This window comes from Streptococcus parasanguinis, from assembly GCF_047463195.1.
Taxonomy (GTDB): domain Bacteria; phylum Bacillota; class Bacilli; order Lactobacillales; family Streptococcaceae; genus Streptococcus; species Streptococcus parasanguinis_R.
Map to the genome: position 1 here is coordinate 123,346 of NZ_JASHEI010000004.1, position 17,074 is coordinate 140,419.

Annotated in this window: 15 protein-coding genes; 9 read left to right on the top strand and 6 right to left on the bottom strand. The window is 45.1% G+C overall.

Features of this window, described 5'->3' with window-relative positions; all coding sequences use genetic code 11:
• Positions 1–17: 17 nt before the first annotated feature.
• Positions 18–2,306: a Xaa-Pro dipeptidyl-peptidase gene (locus tag QM870_RS04875; protein WP_414368848.1), complete on the bottom strand. Its 2,289-nt coding sequence runs from the start codon at positions 2,304–2,306 to the stop codon at positions 18–20.
• Positions 2,307–2,407: 101 nt separating this feature from the next.
• Between QM870_RS04875 and QM870_RS04880 the strand changes: the two genes are divergently transcribed.
• The 9 genes from QM870_RS04880 (at position 2,408) to QM870_RS04920 (ending at position 12,287) form a co-directional block, all read left to right on the top strand.
• On the top strand, positions 2,408–3,685 hold the full coding sequence (locus tag QM870_RS04880) for an HdeD family acid-resistance protein (RefSeq protein WP_023919173.1): 1,278 nt from the start codon (positions 2,408–2,410) through the stop codon (positions 3,683–3,685).
• A 106-nt stretch (positions 3,686–3,791) separates the two neighbouring features.
• Positions 3,792–4,559, top strand: a complete 768-nt coding sequence (locus QM870_RS04885; RefSeq protein ID WP_024055030.1) for a CppA N-terminal domain-containing protein — start codon at positions 3,792–3,794, stop codon at positions 4,557–4,559.
• A gap of 10 nt (positions 4,560–4,569) precedes the next feature.
• Positions 4,570–5,511: a serine hydrolase domain-containing protein gene (locus QM870_RS04890; RefSeq protein WP_037613944.1), complete on the top strand. Its 942-nt coding sequence runs from the start codon at positions 4,570–4,572 to the stop codon at positions 5,509–5,511.
• Between the two features lie 172 nt (positions 5,512–5,683).
• Positions 5,684–6,562: a mevalonate kinase gene (gene mvk, locus QM870_RS04895; RefSeq protein WP_049498558.1), complete on the top strand. Its 879-nt coding sequence runs from the start codon at positions 5,684–5,686 to the stop codon at positions 6,560–6,562.
• Positions 6,544–7,494, top strand: a complete 951-nt coding sequence (mvaD, locus tag QM870_RS04900; protein ID WP_414368850.1) for a diphosphomevalonate decarboxylase — start codon at positions 6,544–6,546, stop codon at positions 7,492–7,494. Before mvk ends, mvaD begins: the two co-directional genes overlap by 19 nt.
• Positions 7,484–8,491, top strand: coding sequence for a phosphomevalonate kinase (locus QM870_RS04905; RefSeq protein WP_414368852.1), 1,008 nt, complete (start codon positions 7,484–7,486; stop codon positions 8,489–8,491). The genes mvaD and QM870_RS04905 overlap by 11 nt, the downstream gene beginning before the upstream one ends.
• Positions 8,488–9,492 (top strand): type 2 isopentenyl-diphosphate Delta-isomerase, encoded by a 1,005-nt coding sequence (gene fni, locus QM870_RS04910; protein WP_414368854.1) that lies wholly within the window; start codon positions 8,488–8,490, stop codon positions 9,490–9,492. The genes QM870_RS04905 and fni overlap by 4 nt, the downstream gene beginning before the upstream one ends.
• A 313-nt stretch (positions 9,493–9,805) precedes the next feature.
• Positions 9,806–11,467 (top strand): C69 family dipeptidase, encoded by a 1,662-nt coding sequence (locus QM870_RS04915; RefSeq protein WP_414368856.1) that lies wholly within the window; start codon positions 9,806–9,808, stop codon positions 11,465–11,467.
• Positions 11,460–12,287, top strand: coding sequence for a PrsW family glutamic-type intramembrane protease (locus QM870_RS04920; protein WP_414368858.1), 828 nt, complete (start codon positions 11,460–11,462; stop codon positions 12,285–12,287). The genes QM870_RS04915 and QM870_RS04920 overlap by 8 nt, the downstream gene beginning before the upstream one ends.
• A gap of 308 nt (positions 12,288–12,595) precedes the next feature.
• Here the strand turns inward: QM870_RS04920 and QM870_RS04925 are convergent, their stop codons facing one another.
• The 5 genes from QM870_RS04925 to QM870_RS04945 all read right to left on the bottom strand — a co-directional run bounded on the left by QM870_RS04925 (position 12,596) and on the right by QM870_RS04945 (position 16,784).
• Complete coding sequence (locus QM870_RS04925) at positions 12,596–13,858, bottom strand: hydroxymethylglutaryl-CoA reductase, degradative (RefSeq protein ID WP_070507060.1); 1,263 nt, start codon at positions 13,856–13,858, stop codon at positions 12,596–12,598.
• Positions 13,858–15,030 (bottom strand): hydroxymethylglutaryl-CoA synthase, encoded by a 1,173-nt coding sequence (locus QM870_RS04930; protein WP_414368860.1) that lies wholly within the window; start codon positions 15,028–15,030, stop codon positions 13,858–13,860. Before QM870_RS04930 ends, QM870_RS04925 begins: the two co-directional genes overlap by 1 nt.
• A 186-nt stretch (positions 15,031–15,216) precedes the next feature.
• Positions 15,217–15,447 (bottom strand): hypothetical protein, encoded by a 231-nt coding sequence (locus tag QM870_RS04935; RefSeq protein WP_101770620.1) that lies wholly within the window; start codon positions 15,445–15,447, stop codon positions 15,217–15,219.
• Between the two features lie 106 nt (positions 15,448–15,553).
• Positions 15,554–16,021 carry a threonine/serine exporter family protein gene (locus QM870_RS04940; RefSeq protein ID WP_003005049.1) on the bottom strand — a complete coding sequence of 156 codons (468 nt, stop codon included), beginning with the start codon at positions 16,019–16,021 and terminating at the stop codon, positions 15,554–15,556.
• A 4-nt stretch (positions 16,022–16,025) separates the two neighbouring features.
• Positions 16,026–16,784 (bottom strand): threonine/serine exporter family protein, encoded by a 759-nt coding sequence (locus QM870_RS04945; RefSeq protein ID WP_023919150.1) that lies wholly within the window; start codon positions 16,782–16,784, stop codon positions 16,026–16,028.
• Positions 16,785–17,074: the final 290 nt, after the last annotated feature.

The following is a 17,074-nucleotide window of genomic DNA, read 5'->3' on the forward strand; positions in this document are numbered from 1 at the left end:
AAGCCTTGAGACCACGATTAGCGGGTCTCTGTCATTTCAGGAAGATGGAGGCTGGATTGTGCTAAATCAATGGTCAGTTGGTAATCGGTTTGATCGCGCACAGTGATTTCAAAGTCTGTCGTGTAAAGGACCAGGCGAAGAGTTGTGCCTTTTTCGAGCTTGTAGATGGTTGGTTGGAGATCAAAGTCAAATTCCATCCACTCGCCTGGTGTTACGGCCTCAACCTCTAAGAGGTCATGCCGGTTTTGGAGGTTGAGATAACCTTTCGAAATCACTCGCTGGCCGGCTTCCTTGAATGGCAACTCGGTCAAGTTGTCTAGCATATGGTAGCGACCGTTATCCAGCGTACGGACCGATAAGACTGCAGGATAGGGTTGGAGGTATTTCTTGCTTCCAAGCTCTAAGAGTTGGGCTGAGAGAAGGCCTTTATTGGTGCTGGAGTGAAGTCGCAGGTGAAGGCGAGCTTTCCCGTTGAGGTGCAGGTCTTCTTCGATTGGAAGATCAATCGTCACCTGTTGCGCCTTGTCTTGATAGAGATCGCTTAAGAAGGTCGGATAAGCCTTGCCATAGCGCTCGTAATCTTTTGTCTCGTAGCGGTTTTGGATGACTTTTTCACCATCTCCGAGTAGGAAGGTCCGCTGACTTGTTTGATTGCCAAAATCATCCAAGGAAGTCCAACTTTGTTCTCCTGTATTGTCCTGCCAGATAACAGTAGGCAATTCATAGCTTGAAGCATAGCCCAGCAATTTTTTAGAGAGAAGGGCGTTCATGCTCTCACGGAAGTCAATGGATTGCCAGTTGTTGAGGTAGACATGGGCACCATTGTGGTAGAAGAGGTGTTTCTTGATGCTTGCTGGAAGGGCTTGGAACATGTTAAAGACGTGAAGTGGTTTGACGTTCCAGTCTTGGGAGCCATGGGTAAAGACCACCTCTGCCTTGACACGATTTGCGTTTAAGAGATAATTGCGATCGTGCCAGAATTGGTTGTAGTCTCCAGAAGCTCGGTCCAGTTCTTTTTTGACGCGATCAAGATCGGCTTGGTGGGCCGCATTGTGGTGTAAATAATCCCCACCTAAAAGGTTGCGCGAATAGGTTAATTCAGCAAGGGAATCGAAATCTTCACCTGGATAGCCACCAGGACTTGTCACGAGGCCGTTTTCGCGGTAGTAGTTGTACCAAGAAGAGATCCCAGCCTCTGCAATGATGACTTCAAGACCGTCCACACCTGTGGTTGCAAGACCGTTAGACATGGTTCCAAGGTAAGAGATCCCGGTGGTTGCGACCTTTCCATTAGACCAATCGGCCTTGACTTGACGCTTGCGTGTATGATCTGTAAAGGCCCGGCAACGGCCATTGAGCCAGTCGATGACATTCTTATAGGCTTCGATTTGTTGGTAATTTCCGTTGGTCATCAGCCCTTGCGAATCTTTTGTCCCCACTCCAGATACGTAAAGATTGGCGTAGCCGCGTGGAAGCAGGTAGTCATTGAGGGTATAGCTGGAGTTGATATGGGTCAGGAGCTCTTCGGCTTCCTCCACCTCTTCAGCTTGACCGACAGGTTCGACTACTGTTAATTGAGGTGTTTCTACTTGAATGGTATGAGGTTCTTTAACCTCGAGGTCGACATTCATATTGTAGAGGGCCTTGTCGCTGGCCTTGTCGTTAGTCCCTTGGTGGTAAGGGCTAGCGGTCATTACAGCTGGAATCTTGCCTTCGTAGCGAGGACGGATGATGCTGACCTTGACCAAGTCTGGCAAACCATCCTTATCGGTATCGACCCGGCTTTCGACATAAACGACCTCACGGATGGCATCCTGGCTCGTAAAGGTTGCGAGGCTCTTGCCATTAAAATAGTGATACTGGTTATCTTCAGGAATCAAGCCATCGCTGACCAACTGATCGATGAGTAAATTTCCTTTTACTGTTCGAGTATTGAGAAGGTGATAGAGGTTTTCTACCAAGTTTCCATACTCAATCGGAAATTGGACTTCTTTCAAGAAGCTATCCGTATCTTCAAAATCAATAAAATAGCGGAAACCGAGTAATTGGAGGGCTACTGTGTAAAAAATGTTCGGAGACCATTCGCAGTCAGATTGGATATACGTTAAAAAGTCTGTTTTAGAATCCACCACTAGGTTAGAGAGGGGATAATCTGTATCTTTATAGGTGAAGTAAACCTTGCGGACAAACCATTCAAACAGTTCTTTTTCTGGGAGGTGGGTGGGAAGGTCAAACCCAATTTCTTTTAGTTCCTTAAGAATGTCTTTTTGGTCAACAGATAGATAGCTATATTGATTGTATTTCATAGACTGCTCCTTTTATCAGTTTCTTTTTTCTTTACTTCTTATATTATACTTGATAAAATAGTATTTGTCTAAAGACCTTTCGTCTATAAGGAGAAGGAATATTGAAAAAAATATCTTTTGAACAAGTTGCAAGAAGACGGACCTTATTGTTTGGGGTTCTTGCCGTCATTTTTGGGATTCTCATTTTTCGAAACGGCGTTGGTTTCACCAAATTTTCCTTGGATCTATTAGCCATTTACTTTTTAGTTGATGGACTAGGAAGCTTTCTTCTTCGCTTTTTGTTACGTAGCAAGTCTATTTCCTATAGCCACTCTATTTGGTTTATTTTTCTTTCACTTGCGTTGATCTGGTTGAATCGACTGAGTAGTCTGCCCGTAAACTTAGTTGTGATTTGTTTAGGGGCATATCAGTTGGGGAGTGCCATTGTCTATGGGATCACATTTTGGCTTTATAAGGCCAATCGGGTAAAAGGAGGCTGGCTCTATTTATGGGATGCGCTTTTAAACGGTGGGCTTGGTCTAGCAACTGTCTTGGAACCTGGTTCAGATGGGCACTTCCAATTTATCCTCTTGGGGGCTTATCTGGTCTTGTTGGGGATTTCTAATATTCGAGATGGTATTTTATTTGACAAAGACCAACAAGGCCAAGAGTTAAAACGTCGCTTTCGTATTAGCCTACCGGTTATCTTTGCAGCCTTTATCCCTGCTAAGGAGTTAAAACGGTTTAACCAGTTTCTTCAAAAAGGGAGCTCGGCGGGACACACAGGCCCTTATCGATTGGTGAAAAAAGAAGAAGAGGCAAGGGAATTAGAAATTTTGGTTCATACTTCTGACAGCAACTTATTTGGAGCGATTGGGCATGTAGATATTTGTTATCAGGGGAAGGTCATTTCTTACGGAAGTTACGATCCCTTTTCAGAGCGTCTATTTGGGACGATTGGGGATGGCGTACTGTTTAAAGTGGATAAGGAACCATACATCGAACTATGTAAAAAAGAGAGTCAAAAGACGCTGTTTGGCTACAGCCTATCCCTTACCGAAGAAGAGAATCAGGCAGTAGAGAAGCGTCTAGCTGAAATTGATCAGTTGTTAGAACCTTGGGATCCACCTAGGAGGTTACTGGAAGACGGTCAGCCGACCTACGCTTACAAATTGAAATATGATTTAGGGGCTGAGCTATATAAATTTACTTCTTCGCGTTTTAAATCTTACTTTGTTCTGTCTACTAATTGCTGCCTGTTAGCAGATTCCATTGTGGGACAGGCAGGAACGGCTGTATTAGATGTGCGTGGAGTGATTGCACCAGGGACCTATCAGGATTACTTAGAATACGAATTTGAAGCTCCAAACGGGCGGGTCCATACACGAACAGTATACTAAAAAAAGAAAGACAGATTTTTATTTTTGAAAAATCTGTCTTTTTTGCACAAGATTTCTTGTAAAAAGCCAGAAAATCTTTTACAATAAAAAGTGCTTGGAGGAAAGTATGACAGCAAATCAGATCGTAAGAGTGATCCCAGTCTTGAAAGTGAATAACCGAAATGTCAATCAACGCTTTTATGAAGAGACATTGGGAATGAAAGTATTAGTGGAAGAAGGAGCTCTCCTATCTTTAGGAGATGCCTCAAAAGTAGAGAAAATTGTCTTAGAAGAGTCACCGAGTATGCGTTCGCGTAAGGTCGAAGGTCCAAAGAAATTGGGTCGCATCGTGGTGAAAGTGGCACAAGCTCAAGAAATTGATTATTTGTTGGCCCGCCAGCCAGAAACAAGCGCCCTTTACCAAGGAGCTAATGGTCGCGCCTTTGAAGTTGTGTCTCCTCAAGGAGATACCATTTTCGTGCATGCTGAAGAAAATCTTGAAAGCCTAGAACCGTTGGAGAAAGCGCCTCTTGTTGACGTGCCAGAAGATTTCAAAGGTTTGACCAGCTTTGATGTGGACTTTCTTGAGGTCAATGTGGCCGATTTTGCTGAGGCTGAGAAGTTCTATAGCAACTTGCCAGCTTTGGCCCACTTTATCCATTTGCAGGAAGCTCAAGGAGAAGATCTCCAAGTGGAGAACAAGGTGACTTGGGATTTGAGCATGATCAAGGTCGAATTGGCATCTTTTGATGTGGAAGTCGTGAAAGAACGCTTGGGAGAAACTGTCGATTTTGTGCACCGTAAGGGAACTTTCTTGATTGCCAAGGATCCAAGCCAGATTGAACTCTGGTTTGAAGCCAATCAAGATCAGGTCCATATTTCTTATGAAGAATAAGAATGGAGTGATGAGCGTGAATGCAATCATCGAAAAAATTACCGAACAAATCCAAGAAGGCATCTATCCAGGTGCCTCTCTTGCGCTTTACCGCAAGGGTCAGTGGAGTGAGCACTATCTGGGACTAGCGGATCCTGAAAAAGGAGAGTCAGTAGTGGCTGACCTGGTCTATGATTTGGCCAGTGTCAGTAAGGTCGTCGGAGTCGCTACCATCTGTGCTTTTTTGTATGCGAAAGGGGAGCTTCCGCTCGATCGTCCCTTTAAAGAGTTTTACCCGCGTTTTGCTCATGAGAAGACGACCATCCGGGAACTCTTGACCCATACTTCTGGGCTGGATCCTTTTATCCCCAACCGGGATCAATTGGATGCGAGACAGTTGAAAACAGCTCTTGAAAATTTGCAGTTGAAAGAAGACAAGAGTTTTCATTACACCGACGTCAATTTTCTTCTGCTGGGCTTTTGGTTAGAAGACAGGTTTCACCAGCCCTTGGATCGTTTATTTGAAGAGCTGATCTTTACACCTTGGAAGATGACAGAGACACGGTTTGGACCGGTCGAAAAGGCGGTGCCAACGGTCCGTGGCCTTGCTTCTGGAAGTGTTCATGATCCCAAAGCGAGAGTATTGGGCTGTCATGCGGGAAGTGCTGGACTTTTTTCAACTGTTGCTGATCTAGAGCGCTTCTTAGAGCATTATCTGAAGGATGATTTTGCGCGTGACTTGTCTCAGAATTTTGCGCGTGAAGAGGGCAAGACCCGCGCTCTCGGATGGAATCTAGAGGGTGACTGGTTGGATCATACGGGCTATACTGGAACCTTCATCATGTACAATCGAAAGAGGCAGGAAGCTGTGATCTTTTTGTCTAACCGGACCTATGAGAAGGACGAACGGGCCCAATGGATCTTAGACCGCAACTCTTTGATGGACTTGATCAAACAAGAATGTGAAAAATAGAAATGGATGGCTGGGATGACGGATCCCGGCCTTTTCTTGTCTGTCCATAAGAAGGAGCTCTTCTGGGTGATTCATTTTTGGACTCCGTCTTAGGTTGGATTTCCTTCAAAAGCATCGCTTTTTTGGCTGATTTATATTAAAATAGTAATGACCTTAGTAGAGCGAGATGAATATGCATAAAGAGATAGGCGTCGGAAAGGCGCATAGTAAAATTATCTTAATTGGAGAGCATGCGGTGGTTTATGGTTATCCGGCTATTGCCCTGCCACTCCATCATATCGAAGTGATCTGCCAGATCATCCCGGCAGACAGTCCATGGATTTTGTTTGAAGATGACACATTGTCCATGGCGGTTTTTGCGTCTCTTGAGCACCTCGGGATTCGTGAGGCCCGGATTCGCTGTCGGATTCAGTCTATGGTACCGGAAAAACGGGGGATGGGGTCCTCTGCGGCGGTCAGTATCGCAGCTATTCGTGCAGTTTTTGACTATTATCAAGAGGAGCTGGACGATGAGACCTTAGAAATCCTGGTCAATCGAGCAGAAACCATTGCCCATATGAATCCAAGCGGTCTGGATGCCAAGACTTGTCTGAGCGATCAAGCCATTAAATTCATCCGGAATGTCGGCTTTTACCCGCTGGAGCTGGGTATAAAAGCGAGTTTGGTGATTGCGGATACGGGGATTCACGGCAATACCCGTGAGGCGATTCAAAAGGTTGAAGCTAAAGGGCAGGAAGTTTTGTCCCATTTCCATGAGATTGGTCAGTTGACCCAGCAGGTGGAAGAGGCTCTAAAAATGAATGATCTAATGAGCCTAGGACAGGCTCTGACTACTTGTCATGACCACTTGAGAGCCGTAGGGGTCAGCTGTGAAAAAGCAGACCACCTGGTCGCCGTTGCCCTTGAAAATGGGGCCTTAGGTGCTAAAATGAGCGGAGGCGGCCTTGGAGGCTGTGTGATTGCCCTCGTCAAGGATTCTCGTGAAGCAGCAACCATTGCCCATGCATTAGAAAAAGAAGGAGCGCACCATACATGGATCGAAAACCTGTAAAGGCTAAGTCCTATGCCAATATCGCGATTATCAAATACTGGGGAAAAGAAGATGCCAAACAGATGGTCCCTTCGACCAGTTCGATTTCGTTGACCTTAGAGAATATGTATACAGAGACGAGTCTCTCTCCCTTACCAGCAGATGCGACTGCGCATGAATTTTACATCGATGGGGAATTCCAAAATCCAGCTGAGCAAGCCAAAATTGGAGCTGTGATTGATAGCTTGAAGCCAGCAGATGAAGCAGGATTTGTTCGGGTGGATACCAGCAACAACATGCCAACTGCAGCCGGTTTGTCCTCTAGCTCAAGCGGCCTCTCTGCTCTCGTCAAGGCTTGCAATCAGTACTATGATTTGGGCTTGAGTCAGGAGGAATTAGCTCAAAAAGCCAAGTTTGCTTCGGGTTCTTCTTCACGTTCTTTCTTTGGACCCTTAGCAGCTTGGGACAAAGAAAGTGGAGAAATTTATAAGGTCAAAACAGACCTAAAACTGGCTATGATCATGCTGGTCCTCAATGACAAGCAAAAGCCCGTTTCCAGCCGGGAAGGGATGAAACGTTGCATGGAGACCTCGACTAATTTCAAAGAATGGATCGAAGAGTCTCGACAAGATTACAAGGACATGCTGGACTATCTAGCTGGCAATGATTTTGAACGGGTCGGCCACTTGACAGAGCGCAATGCCCTTGCCATGCATGGAACGACCAGGACAGCCACTCCAGCCTTTAGCTACTTGACAGAAGAAAGCTACAAAGCCATGGATTTTGTCCGTGAGCTTCGCGCAACGGGCCATGCTTGTTACTTTACCATGGATGCAGGGCCAAATGTTAAAGTCCTCTGTCTAGAAGAAGACTTGGATCAGCTGGTGCCTTTATTTGACGCCCGCTATCGGACCATCGTATCTAAGACAAAGGACCCTCAAGATGAAGACTAAGTATCAGGTACAGACCGGAGGCAAGCTCTATCTAGCCGGAGAATACGCGGTGCTAACCCCTGGGTGTGGAGCCGTGATTCAGTTTATTCCCATTTATCTGTCAGCTACCATTCAAGAAGCTAACACTTACCAGTTGGTCTCAGATCTCTTTGGTTACAAGGTGGATTTGACCCCAAATAAGGACTACGCCTTGATTCAAGAGACTATCCAGCTCATGGAAGAATGGTTGAAAGATCAGGGAATAGCCCCGAAACCCCTTGATCTTCACCTTAGGGGGACACTGGGTGAAGAGGGGAAGAAGTATGGGATTGGTTCCAGCGGAAGTGTGGTTTTGCTCGTGATCAAGGCCATGGCCGCCCTGTATGAAATAAACCTAAGCCCCGATCTGCTTTTTCGACTAGCAGCAGTCGTCTTGGTGCAAAGAGGGGACAATGGTTCCATGGGCGATTTGGCTTGTATTGCCTACGAGGATTTGATTTATTACCAATCCTTTGATCGGGCTTGGTTGCATGAAGTCTTGACTTCCCAGCCTCTCTCACAAGTTTTAGACCTGGATTGGAACTACCAGATCCGAGTGATCCAGCCAGCCGTCTCTTATGATTTTTTGGTTGGTTGGACCAAGGAACCAGCGATTTCAAGTGATTTGATCCGCCAGATCAAGGGAGCGATCAAGGAAGCCTTTCTCAAGGAGAGTCAAACTGCAGTGAAAAATCTTGAAAAAGGTCTCCGTGAAGGAAACCAAAGGGAGATCGAGGCCAGTATCCAACGTGCAGATCAGAACCTAAAATCCTTAAACCATCTGATCTATACCCCGGCTCTAAAAGTCCTGCAGCAAGCGACAGATGGCCTAACGGCTTGCGCCAAATCTAGTGGCGCTGGAGGAGGCGACTGTGGGATTGCCCTTAGTTTTGACCCAGTTGAGACTCAGACCTTGATAGACCGCTGGAAGGAAAAGAATATTGAAGTCATTTACCAAGAAAGGATGGGAGATTCGTGAGCGAAAATCGAAAAGACCAGCATATTCGCTATGCTTTGGAGCAAAGCTCCTCCTATAATAGCTTTGATGAGATCGAGCTAATTCACCGTTCCCTCCCACTTGTGGATCTAGCGGAGATTGATCTAACGACCCATTTCTCAGGCCGTGATTGGGAGGTCCCTTTTTATATCAATGCCATGACAGGCGGGAGTGAACGGGCCAAAGAGATCAATCAAAAGTTGGCAGCAGTAGCCCAAGCCTGTGGGATTCTCTTTGTGACTGGTTCTTACAGTGCAGGGCTGAAGGATCCGAGCGATCAATCGTACGCTGTTAAAAAAGGCCATCCTCAGCTTCTGTTAGCGACCAATATTGGCCTCGATAAAGAGCCAGACTTGGGCTTGCGAACAGTGGAAGAACTACAACCTCTCTTTCTTCAAGTTCATGTGAATCTGATGCAAGAGTTACTCATGCCAGAAGGGGAGCGGATCTTTCATACTTGGAAAGACCATCTCCAGAGCTATGGGCAGGCCTTTCCTGTGCCGGTAGTCCTGAAAGAAGTCGGCTTTGGTATGGATCCTAAAACAGTTCAGCTGGCACTAGAGGCTGGGATTAAAACCATTGATATTTCTGGCCGTGGTGGCACTAGTTTTGCTTATATTGAGAATCGTCGTGGTGGCAATCGCGCTTATCTGGATGATTGGGGACAATCAACTGCGCAGTGTCTCTTACAGTTACAGGATCAGATGGATCAGGTTGAGATCCTCGCAAGTGGGGGCATCCGTCATCCCCTTGATATGGTCAAGGCCTTGGTCCTTGGAGCGCGAGGCGTAGGACTTTCCCGCGTTTTTCTTGAGATGGTAGAGACTAAGAGTATTGAAGAAGTAATCGCTATCGTCCAAGGCTGGAAAGAAGACCTCAGATTGCTCCTATGTGCGCTCGGTTGTCAGAACCTGAAAGAGCTCCGTGAAGTCGACTATCTCCTCTATGGAAAATTGTGGCAAGCAAATCAACAGAGAAAATGAAAGAGAGTGGGACAGAAATCGGTAATTCGTTAAAATTCGATTTCGTCGTCCCACCTCCGCACAGTTGAGTAGGGCTGTAAAAGCTGATGAAATCAGCGTAGTAGAGCCCACTCAACCACTGCGTCTTGCTCGACAATCCAAAAATAATTGAGAGGCTAGGACTTTTGTCCCAGCCTCTTCTTTTTTGAAAAAGTGTTTCCCTCAAAAATTCTGATAGTTTACGAATCGTTTACGGTTGGTGGAATCGCTTGCAAAACAGGATCGTAAAAGAGTATACTAAATAAGGAAAAACAATTTTAAAAAGGAGTTTAGGATGAAGAAGCACTATTTTCGCTCAGCTGTAGCAGCCTTGCTTCCGCTTTTGTTGATTGCTCAACCTGTTGAGGCCTGTACGGGGTTCATCATCGGGAAGAAACTGACGGCCGACGGCTCGACCTTGGTAGGGCGTACCGAAGATTTAGAGCCCAACCATAATAAAAATTTTGTGGTCAGAGAGCGCGTCTACAATAAAAAAGGTGCCATCTTTGAGGATGCTGCCAACGGTTTTCAATATCCCTTGCCAGAGATTAGCTATAAGTATACAGCGGTCCCAGATGTCACCCCAGATCAGGGAATTTTTGATGAAGCAGGATTCAATGAATATGGGGTTTCCATTTCTGCTACTGTGTCTGCTTCAGCAAATGACAAGATCCAAAAAGTGGATCCCTACGTCAAGGATGGCCTTGCAGAATCGGGCTTGACCAGTATCGTTCTCCCTAGTGTGAAAACCGCAAGAGAAGGGGTTGAACTCATTGCTAAAATTGTCGAAGAAAAAGGTGCTGCAGAAGGAAATATTGTGACCATTGCCGATAAAGAAGGCGTCTGGTATATGGAAATCCTATCTGGCCACCAATATGCGGCAATTCTCTTCCCAGAGGATCGGTTTGCTGTCTTTCCAAATACCTTCTTCTTAGGACATGTAGATCTGTCAGATACTGAACGCACGATCGCTTCAAAAGATCTTGAAAAAGTCGCCAAAGAAGCCAATAGCTATAAGGAAGTGGACGGAAAATTCCACGTTTCTCAATCCTATAATCCGCCTTTGCAAGAAGCAGATCGCTCACGGGTTTGGTCGGGAATCAAATCGCTAGACCCAAGCTCTCCTGTTAAATATGACGATGCGTCCTTTGACCTTCTTCATACAACCGATCGAAAATTAACCCTCCGCGATGCCATGAATCTGCAACGCAATCGTTTGGAAGGAACCAAATATAAACCACAGGATCAAATGGAGCTGGATGGAAAAGGCATTCCGAAAAAAGGAGAGTTTGATGCGGTTTATAAATACCCTATTTCCAATCCAAATGTCATGGAGGCCCATATTTTCCAACTGAAAGACGATGTCCCAGCGAGTGCGGGTGGAGGCACCATGTGGCTGTCGATGGGTAGTCCACGAAATGCTCCGTACCTACCCTACTATGGCAATATTCTCAACACCTATCAAGCCTACCAAGAATTAGGGGATCATTACAATGATCGCTCCTGGTATTGGACCATTTCAAGAATCAACGACCTTGTGGCCAAGTATCCAGATTTATTCGAAGATGGGGCGATTCGCACTGAAATGGAACGGTTGGAGTCTCAGTGGATGGTCGAACAAGATCTGAGTGATAAGGAACAAATTGCCCTTGCTTCTCAGCCTGAAGAAGCTAGTGAGAGAGCAACAGAGGAAAGCTTGGCGAGAGCTGAGAAAACCTTCGAACGCTTGCAAGAAATCAGAAAAGAAGCAGAACAAAAGGTAGCAGATGAACACGGAAAAAGTGCCCTGCAAGATCTAGATGACGAAGAAGATGCTGCTTATGAAGAAAAGATTGATCTCGTTGAATTTGACTATGATTACATTCTAGCAGCAGGCTTGTTCGGGGCAACCCTTCTAGCGATTGTGATCTACCTGATTCGCTCAAAGAAACAAAAGGGAGGAAAACAAGATGACTAAAATTCAAAGAGCCTCTATCTATCTTTTTCTACTGTTTGCAGGAATTGGCTTGGAGTTTGAACTCGGTCATCTTTCTCAACAAGAATTTAGCCAGACTGCAGGCAGAGACTTGGTCTTAAACTTGTCTGTTTTAGCTGCTATTATTATCCCCCTCTATCTCTTTTCAAAACGATTGGCCAAGCAGTTGACTGTCCCAACATATCTCTTATGGATTGCCATGTTTGGAGGAGCCTTCGTAGCAGGCTGGTTGAGCTTTTCAGGCAATAGCTTGATTGATATTATAAATAGCCATGTGATCAAGGATGCCACTGTCTTTAACAAGTGGACCGATGCTTTGACGGCCCCATTTTCAGAGGAATTCTTTAAGGCTCTGGTTGCCTTTTGGGTTGTCTTGATGGTTGGCAAGAAAGATCTAAAAGCGATTCTAATTGCAGGCTTGGGCTCTGGCTTTGGTTTTCAAATCATTGAGGATTTAGGATACGTTGCCCGCCAAACCAAAACCAGCCAATTAGCCGCGGTTACTGAGGCTATTAACCGGATCTCTGGTGGATTAGCTTCACACGCCCTCTATACGGCTGTTGTATCCGTTGGTGTCTTCCTCTTGTTGTCTCAAGTAACCCAGCAAAAGGAAAAACTCTTTGGGCTCTGGTGTGTTGTCTCGACAGTAGCCAATCACTTCTTATGGAACTCTCCGTTTTATGAAACAGACCATCGGATTAATCTTCTCGTCGGACTGCTCTTTGCCGTCCAAGTAGGGACCTTTATCGAAGTGGTGCTCTATACCAAGAAAAAGCCCGATCTGCCATTTTTAAAACAATAAGAAAATTTTTTCAAACACAAAAGAACTAAGACGTGGGTCTTAGTTCTCAAAGTGAAGATAAAATCATCTTAGAAACTTTCCTTAGGTGAAGACGGACGTCAGCGAACTTCGAAGAAGTTCCATGACTAATTATTGAGCCTAAGGTCTCAATAATTCCGAGTGCTAGAAACAAAAGTGTTTCTAGCACTTTTTTCACGGCGGAAAGTTTCATTATATTCTCGATTCATTTAAAAAATTAGAACTCATTTTTATTTCTTTGCAGAATCACTTGACCTAATTTACTAAAGAATTAGTTTGTCTTAGTTCTTTTATTTTCTCAATTCTTGTAAGAGTGTTTGTGCCTTCTCTAAGTTAAAGGGTTTGTTTTCAAGGAGTTGGCTGACCAATCGGGGAACTTCCTCTTCCTTTGCTCCTGCTAGAAGGGCTAGGGAGCGTGCTTGGAGTTTCATATGTCCTGCTTGAATTCCTGTGGTGACTAGGGCTTTGAGGGCCGCGAAATTCTGCGCCAAACCGAGCGACGCAATGATACCTGCTAATTCAATAGCAGAAGGCTCTCCTAGCAAACGGTTGCTGACTTGAACCGTTGGGTTGAGGCCAATCGAGCCTCCTTTTGTCGCAACCGGCATTGGTAGGGTGATCTCTCCATAGAGTTTTTTCTCTTCCGGCTGACTTGTCCAGTGACTCAAACCCTTGTAAGAACCACTTTGTGCAGCATAGGCATGGGCTCCTGCTTCGATGGCCCGCCAGTCATTGCCTGTCGCAAGGACTAGGGCATCAATCCCGTTAAAAATTCCCTTGTTATGAGTAGCCGCACGGTAAGGATCCACTTGAGCCAGTTGGCTAGCTAGCTCCATCCGGTGGGCAATCTCAATGGCTTCATCAGGATTTCGACTCAGTGCTTTAAAATCGATGGCACACCGTGCACTCACTAAAGAGCGAGTAGCCAAGTTGGATAAAATTGCCATCAAGGCCTGACCACCAGAGAGTTCCTGGATGCGATCGGTCAGAGCTTCCAGCATGGTGTTGAGCATATTGGCTCCCATGGCTTCTTTGGGATCGACGGCCAAGTAGACAATAAGAAAATCCCCCTTGTTTTCGACCCAAAGATCTCTCGCTCCACCTCCACGCTTAACGATAGAAGGATAGGCTTCATTAGCGAGCTGAAGAAGGGTTTTCTTGTCTTCTAGGATACGCTTGCTAGCAACTTCCATGTCTTCAACATCCGTCAGAGCAATCTCACCGATCATTTGGCGTTGGTACACCTGGGTGGTGAAACCGCCTGAATGTTGAATGAGCTTGGCCGCAAAGCTGGCAGCTGCTACCACGGAAGGCTCTTCTGTGACCATGGGAAGGACATAGTCACGACCATTGATCAGGAAATAAGGAGCAAGGCTAAAAGGCAAGTCAAAAGTCGACAAGACATTTTCTGTCAATTGATCTGCAATAGAAAGGGGAAGTCCCTTTTGTTCTTTTAAGATCTGTGCTTCATCCCAAGTTAAGAGGCCTTCCTTCAGTAAGGCCTCTATGCGTTCTGTGGGAGAAAGTTTTGCAAAACCTGGTAATCGTGCCATTATTTTTCTACTTTCTGGTAAGTGCGTTGGTGTTCCTTGATCTCTGTCAAAGCAAAAGTTTGATGCGTAGCAGGCTCAAACACTTGATTGCCACTAGGATCTAGATCTACTTCCTCATAAAAGAGTCGTTCGTAGTCAGCAACACTAAGAACCGTACGTTGGTCCAGTTTTTCCATGCGTTTGTGATCTAAGAGTTGCTCAAAACCAGGAACAAGGTTGGCACTAAAGATCTCAGCAACCGCTCCACTTCCATAGCTAAAGAGGGCGATTCGGTCCCCAGCTTTGAGTTGGGGGTCATTTTCCAGTAGTGACAGCAAGCCTAGGAAAAGAGATCCAGTGTAGATATTTCCCACGCGTTGGCTGTATAGAATCGATTGATCAAAGTTGTATTGTAATTGATCTTTTTTCTCTTCGGATACTGACTTATCCAGGATTTTTTTCAAGCCCTTGAGAGCTAATTTCGGATAAGGCAAGTGGAAGCAGACGGCCGCAAAGTCTGTCAAGGCAAGGCCAGTCCGTTTCTGGTATTCCGCCCAGGTTGTTTTCAGAGAATCTAGATATTGTTGCGTTGAATAAATCCCATTCACGAAGGGAGTTGTCGCGTAATTTGGACGCCAAAAATCCATGACATCGCGTGTTTGGGCAACATTATCATCGTTAAAAGATAGAATACGAGGATTTTGGCTGATCAGCATGGCAACCGCTCCGGCACCTTGTGTTGGTTCACCAGGAGTCCCAATTCCGTATTTAGCAATGTCACTGGCAATGACCAAAACCTTACTCTGAGGGAATTTTTCAACATGGAGTTTAGCATAATCCAAGGCAGCAGTCGCAGCATAGCAGGCTTCTTTCATCTCAAAAGAGCGGGCAAAAGGCTGGATATCTAGTAAGCCATGGACAAACACAGCAGCAGCCTTACTTTGGTCAATTCCAGATTCTGTCGCAAGAATCACCATGTCGATCGCTTCTTTATCTTCGTCTGTTAAAATATCATCTGCTGCAGTAGCAGCCAATGTGACGATGTCTTCTGTGATCGGTGCCACACTTTGTTCTTTTAAGAGAAGACCCTTGCTCAGTTTTTCGGGATCAGTATCACGAGCAGCAGCCAAATCTTCTAAACGCAAGACATAAGGGCTCGTCGCAAAACCAATCTTATCAATCCCAATTGTCATTCTTAACCTCTTTTTTATTTGATATCTACTAGTATATTTCGTTACTATTTTACCATATTTAAGGGTAAAACTCCCTTGAAAAAGCTAGATCAGCAAGGAAATCATTCTCGGGACCGATTTTGCAATGTTTCAAAGAAAAATAGAGAATCTATAAGAAAAAGCCATCCTCAGATGGCTTTTCAACTCTTATCCTTGCTTATCTTTTTTAGGATTGCTCATGATTCGTATGAAGAGTTCTTTGCATTTGTCTCTTAGAACTTTTTCGTAGAAGACGATTAAAGCGATGTACACAATCAGAAAGTTCAAGGTCAGATAGAACAAGTCAAATGAATTACGGGCATAGTAAGTCGCTGATTGATAGGAGGGGAAGGCTCCTAGGATCATCCAAGGAAGATACTTGATATACTTGTTTACCATCCTACAGCACCTCGCATCCTTTAAAGGATTTGTTATTTCACTATCATTGTACTACTTTTAAACAAAAATACAAGCGATTACATAGATAAGTTTTGAAAAACCAATGCTAGTTGGCATTGGTCATTTTTCTTTTTTGATGGCGTTGGTAAGAATGGTAGAGTTTCAAGACAACGGAGCCGCTAGCCATCCCGATGGAGATCACCAAGGCCAGAATAACCACCAGTGTCACGCTGGTTACTGCCTGGCGATATTGCCCACTGACAAAGAAGGAAGTGGTTCGATAGGAAATATATCCAGGAACCAATGGGGCTAGAATGGACAACATAAAGACCACGACAGGCGTCTTGAGAATAATACTTAAAATCTGACTGATACAGGAGCCGACAATGGCTGCGATAAAGGTTGCAACGATGACATTGGTAGGCCCTTTCAGGATATAGTAAAGTAGCCAGATGCCCATACCGAGGATTCCTCCAGGAATCAACATGGAGCGCTGCACATTTAGGACGATTAAAAAGGTGATGATGGCAATCAAACTGGCCACCGCTTGGATTAAAAATTCAGTTAGGTTCATCATTTTATTTCATAAGGACGAGGGCGACCGTTGTACCGGCACCAAGTGCAAGAGTAATGAGGAGAGTCTCAAAGAGTTTGCTCATCCCAGAATTGAGGTGGTAATTCATCAGATCTCGGACGGCATTGGTCATAGCGATTCCAGGAACGAAGGGCATGACACAGCCTGCGATAATGAGATCGGTATTGGAAGGAAAACCACTATAGCGCGTCCAGATATGGGCCAAAAAACCAAAGACAAAGGCGGCCGCAAAGGCAGTGGCAAAAGGAATGCGAACGTATTTCTCAACGACAAGAGAAAAAGCAAAGGCAAAGACAGTCGCAATACCCGCTCCAATCGCATCATAGAAATTTCCTCCAAACATGATGGAGAAGAAAGGAGCACTGAGGGTTGCCGCAATGGTCAACTGAAGATTGGTATAAGGAACTCGCTTCATTTTCAACTCGCTCAGGGCTTGGTAGGCTTGCTCGAGATCGATCTCTCCAGAGACGAGTTGACGAGAGATCTGATTGACATCACAGACCTTTTCGATATTGTAATTGGTCCGCAAGATCCGTTTCATGCGCGTGACATTGGCATTCTCAATTGAAAAGAAAATAGCGACTGGCATCGCTAAAACATTGCAATCGACGATTCCCTGTGAATGGGCGATCCGGATCATGGTATCTTCGACCCGGTGAATCTCAGAACCACTCTCTATCAGGAGGGTTCCAGCTAACATCAGGACGTCGATCACTTGGTTGATCTGTTTTGACTCTTCCATAATTTCCTTCTTACTAAATAATCTGTTTCTATTATAGCAAAAAAGGACGAGAGACAGAACTAAAATTTGACAATTCTAGTTTGTTTCTTATCCTTTCTGAATTCGTTTAGAATAGCTATTGTTTAGGCTTATCATTCGCTAACTCGGGTGGTGGTGCTGCACGGTGCTATCCTGGACTAGAAGGGTTGCTAAAAAGATCAGTGCAATCAGGATAAAGAGCCAAATAATAGCGAAAATAAATGTTAAAAACATAGGATCACCCCTTCTATATTATTTACAGCTCTACTATA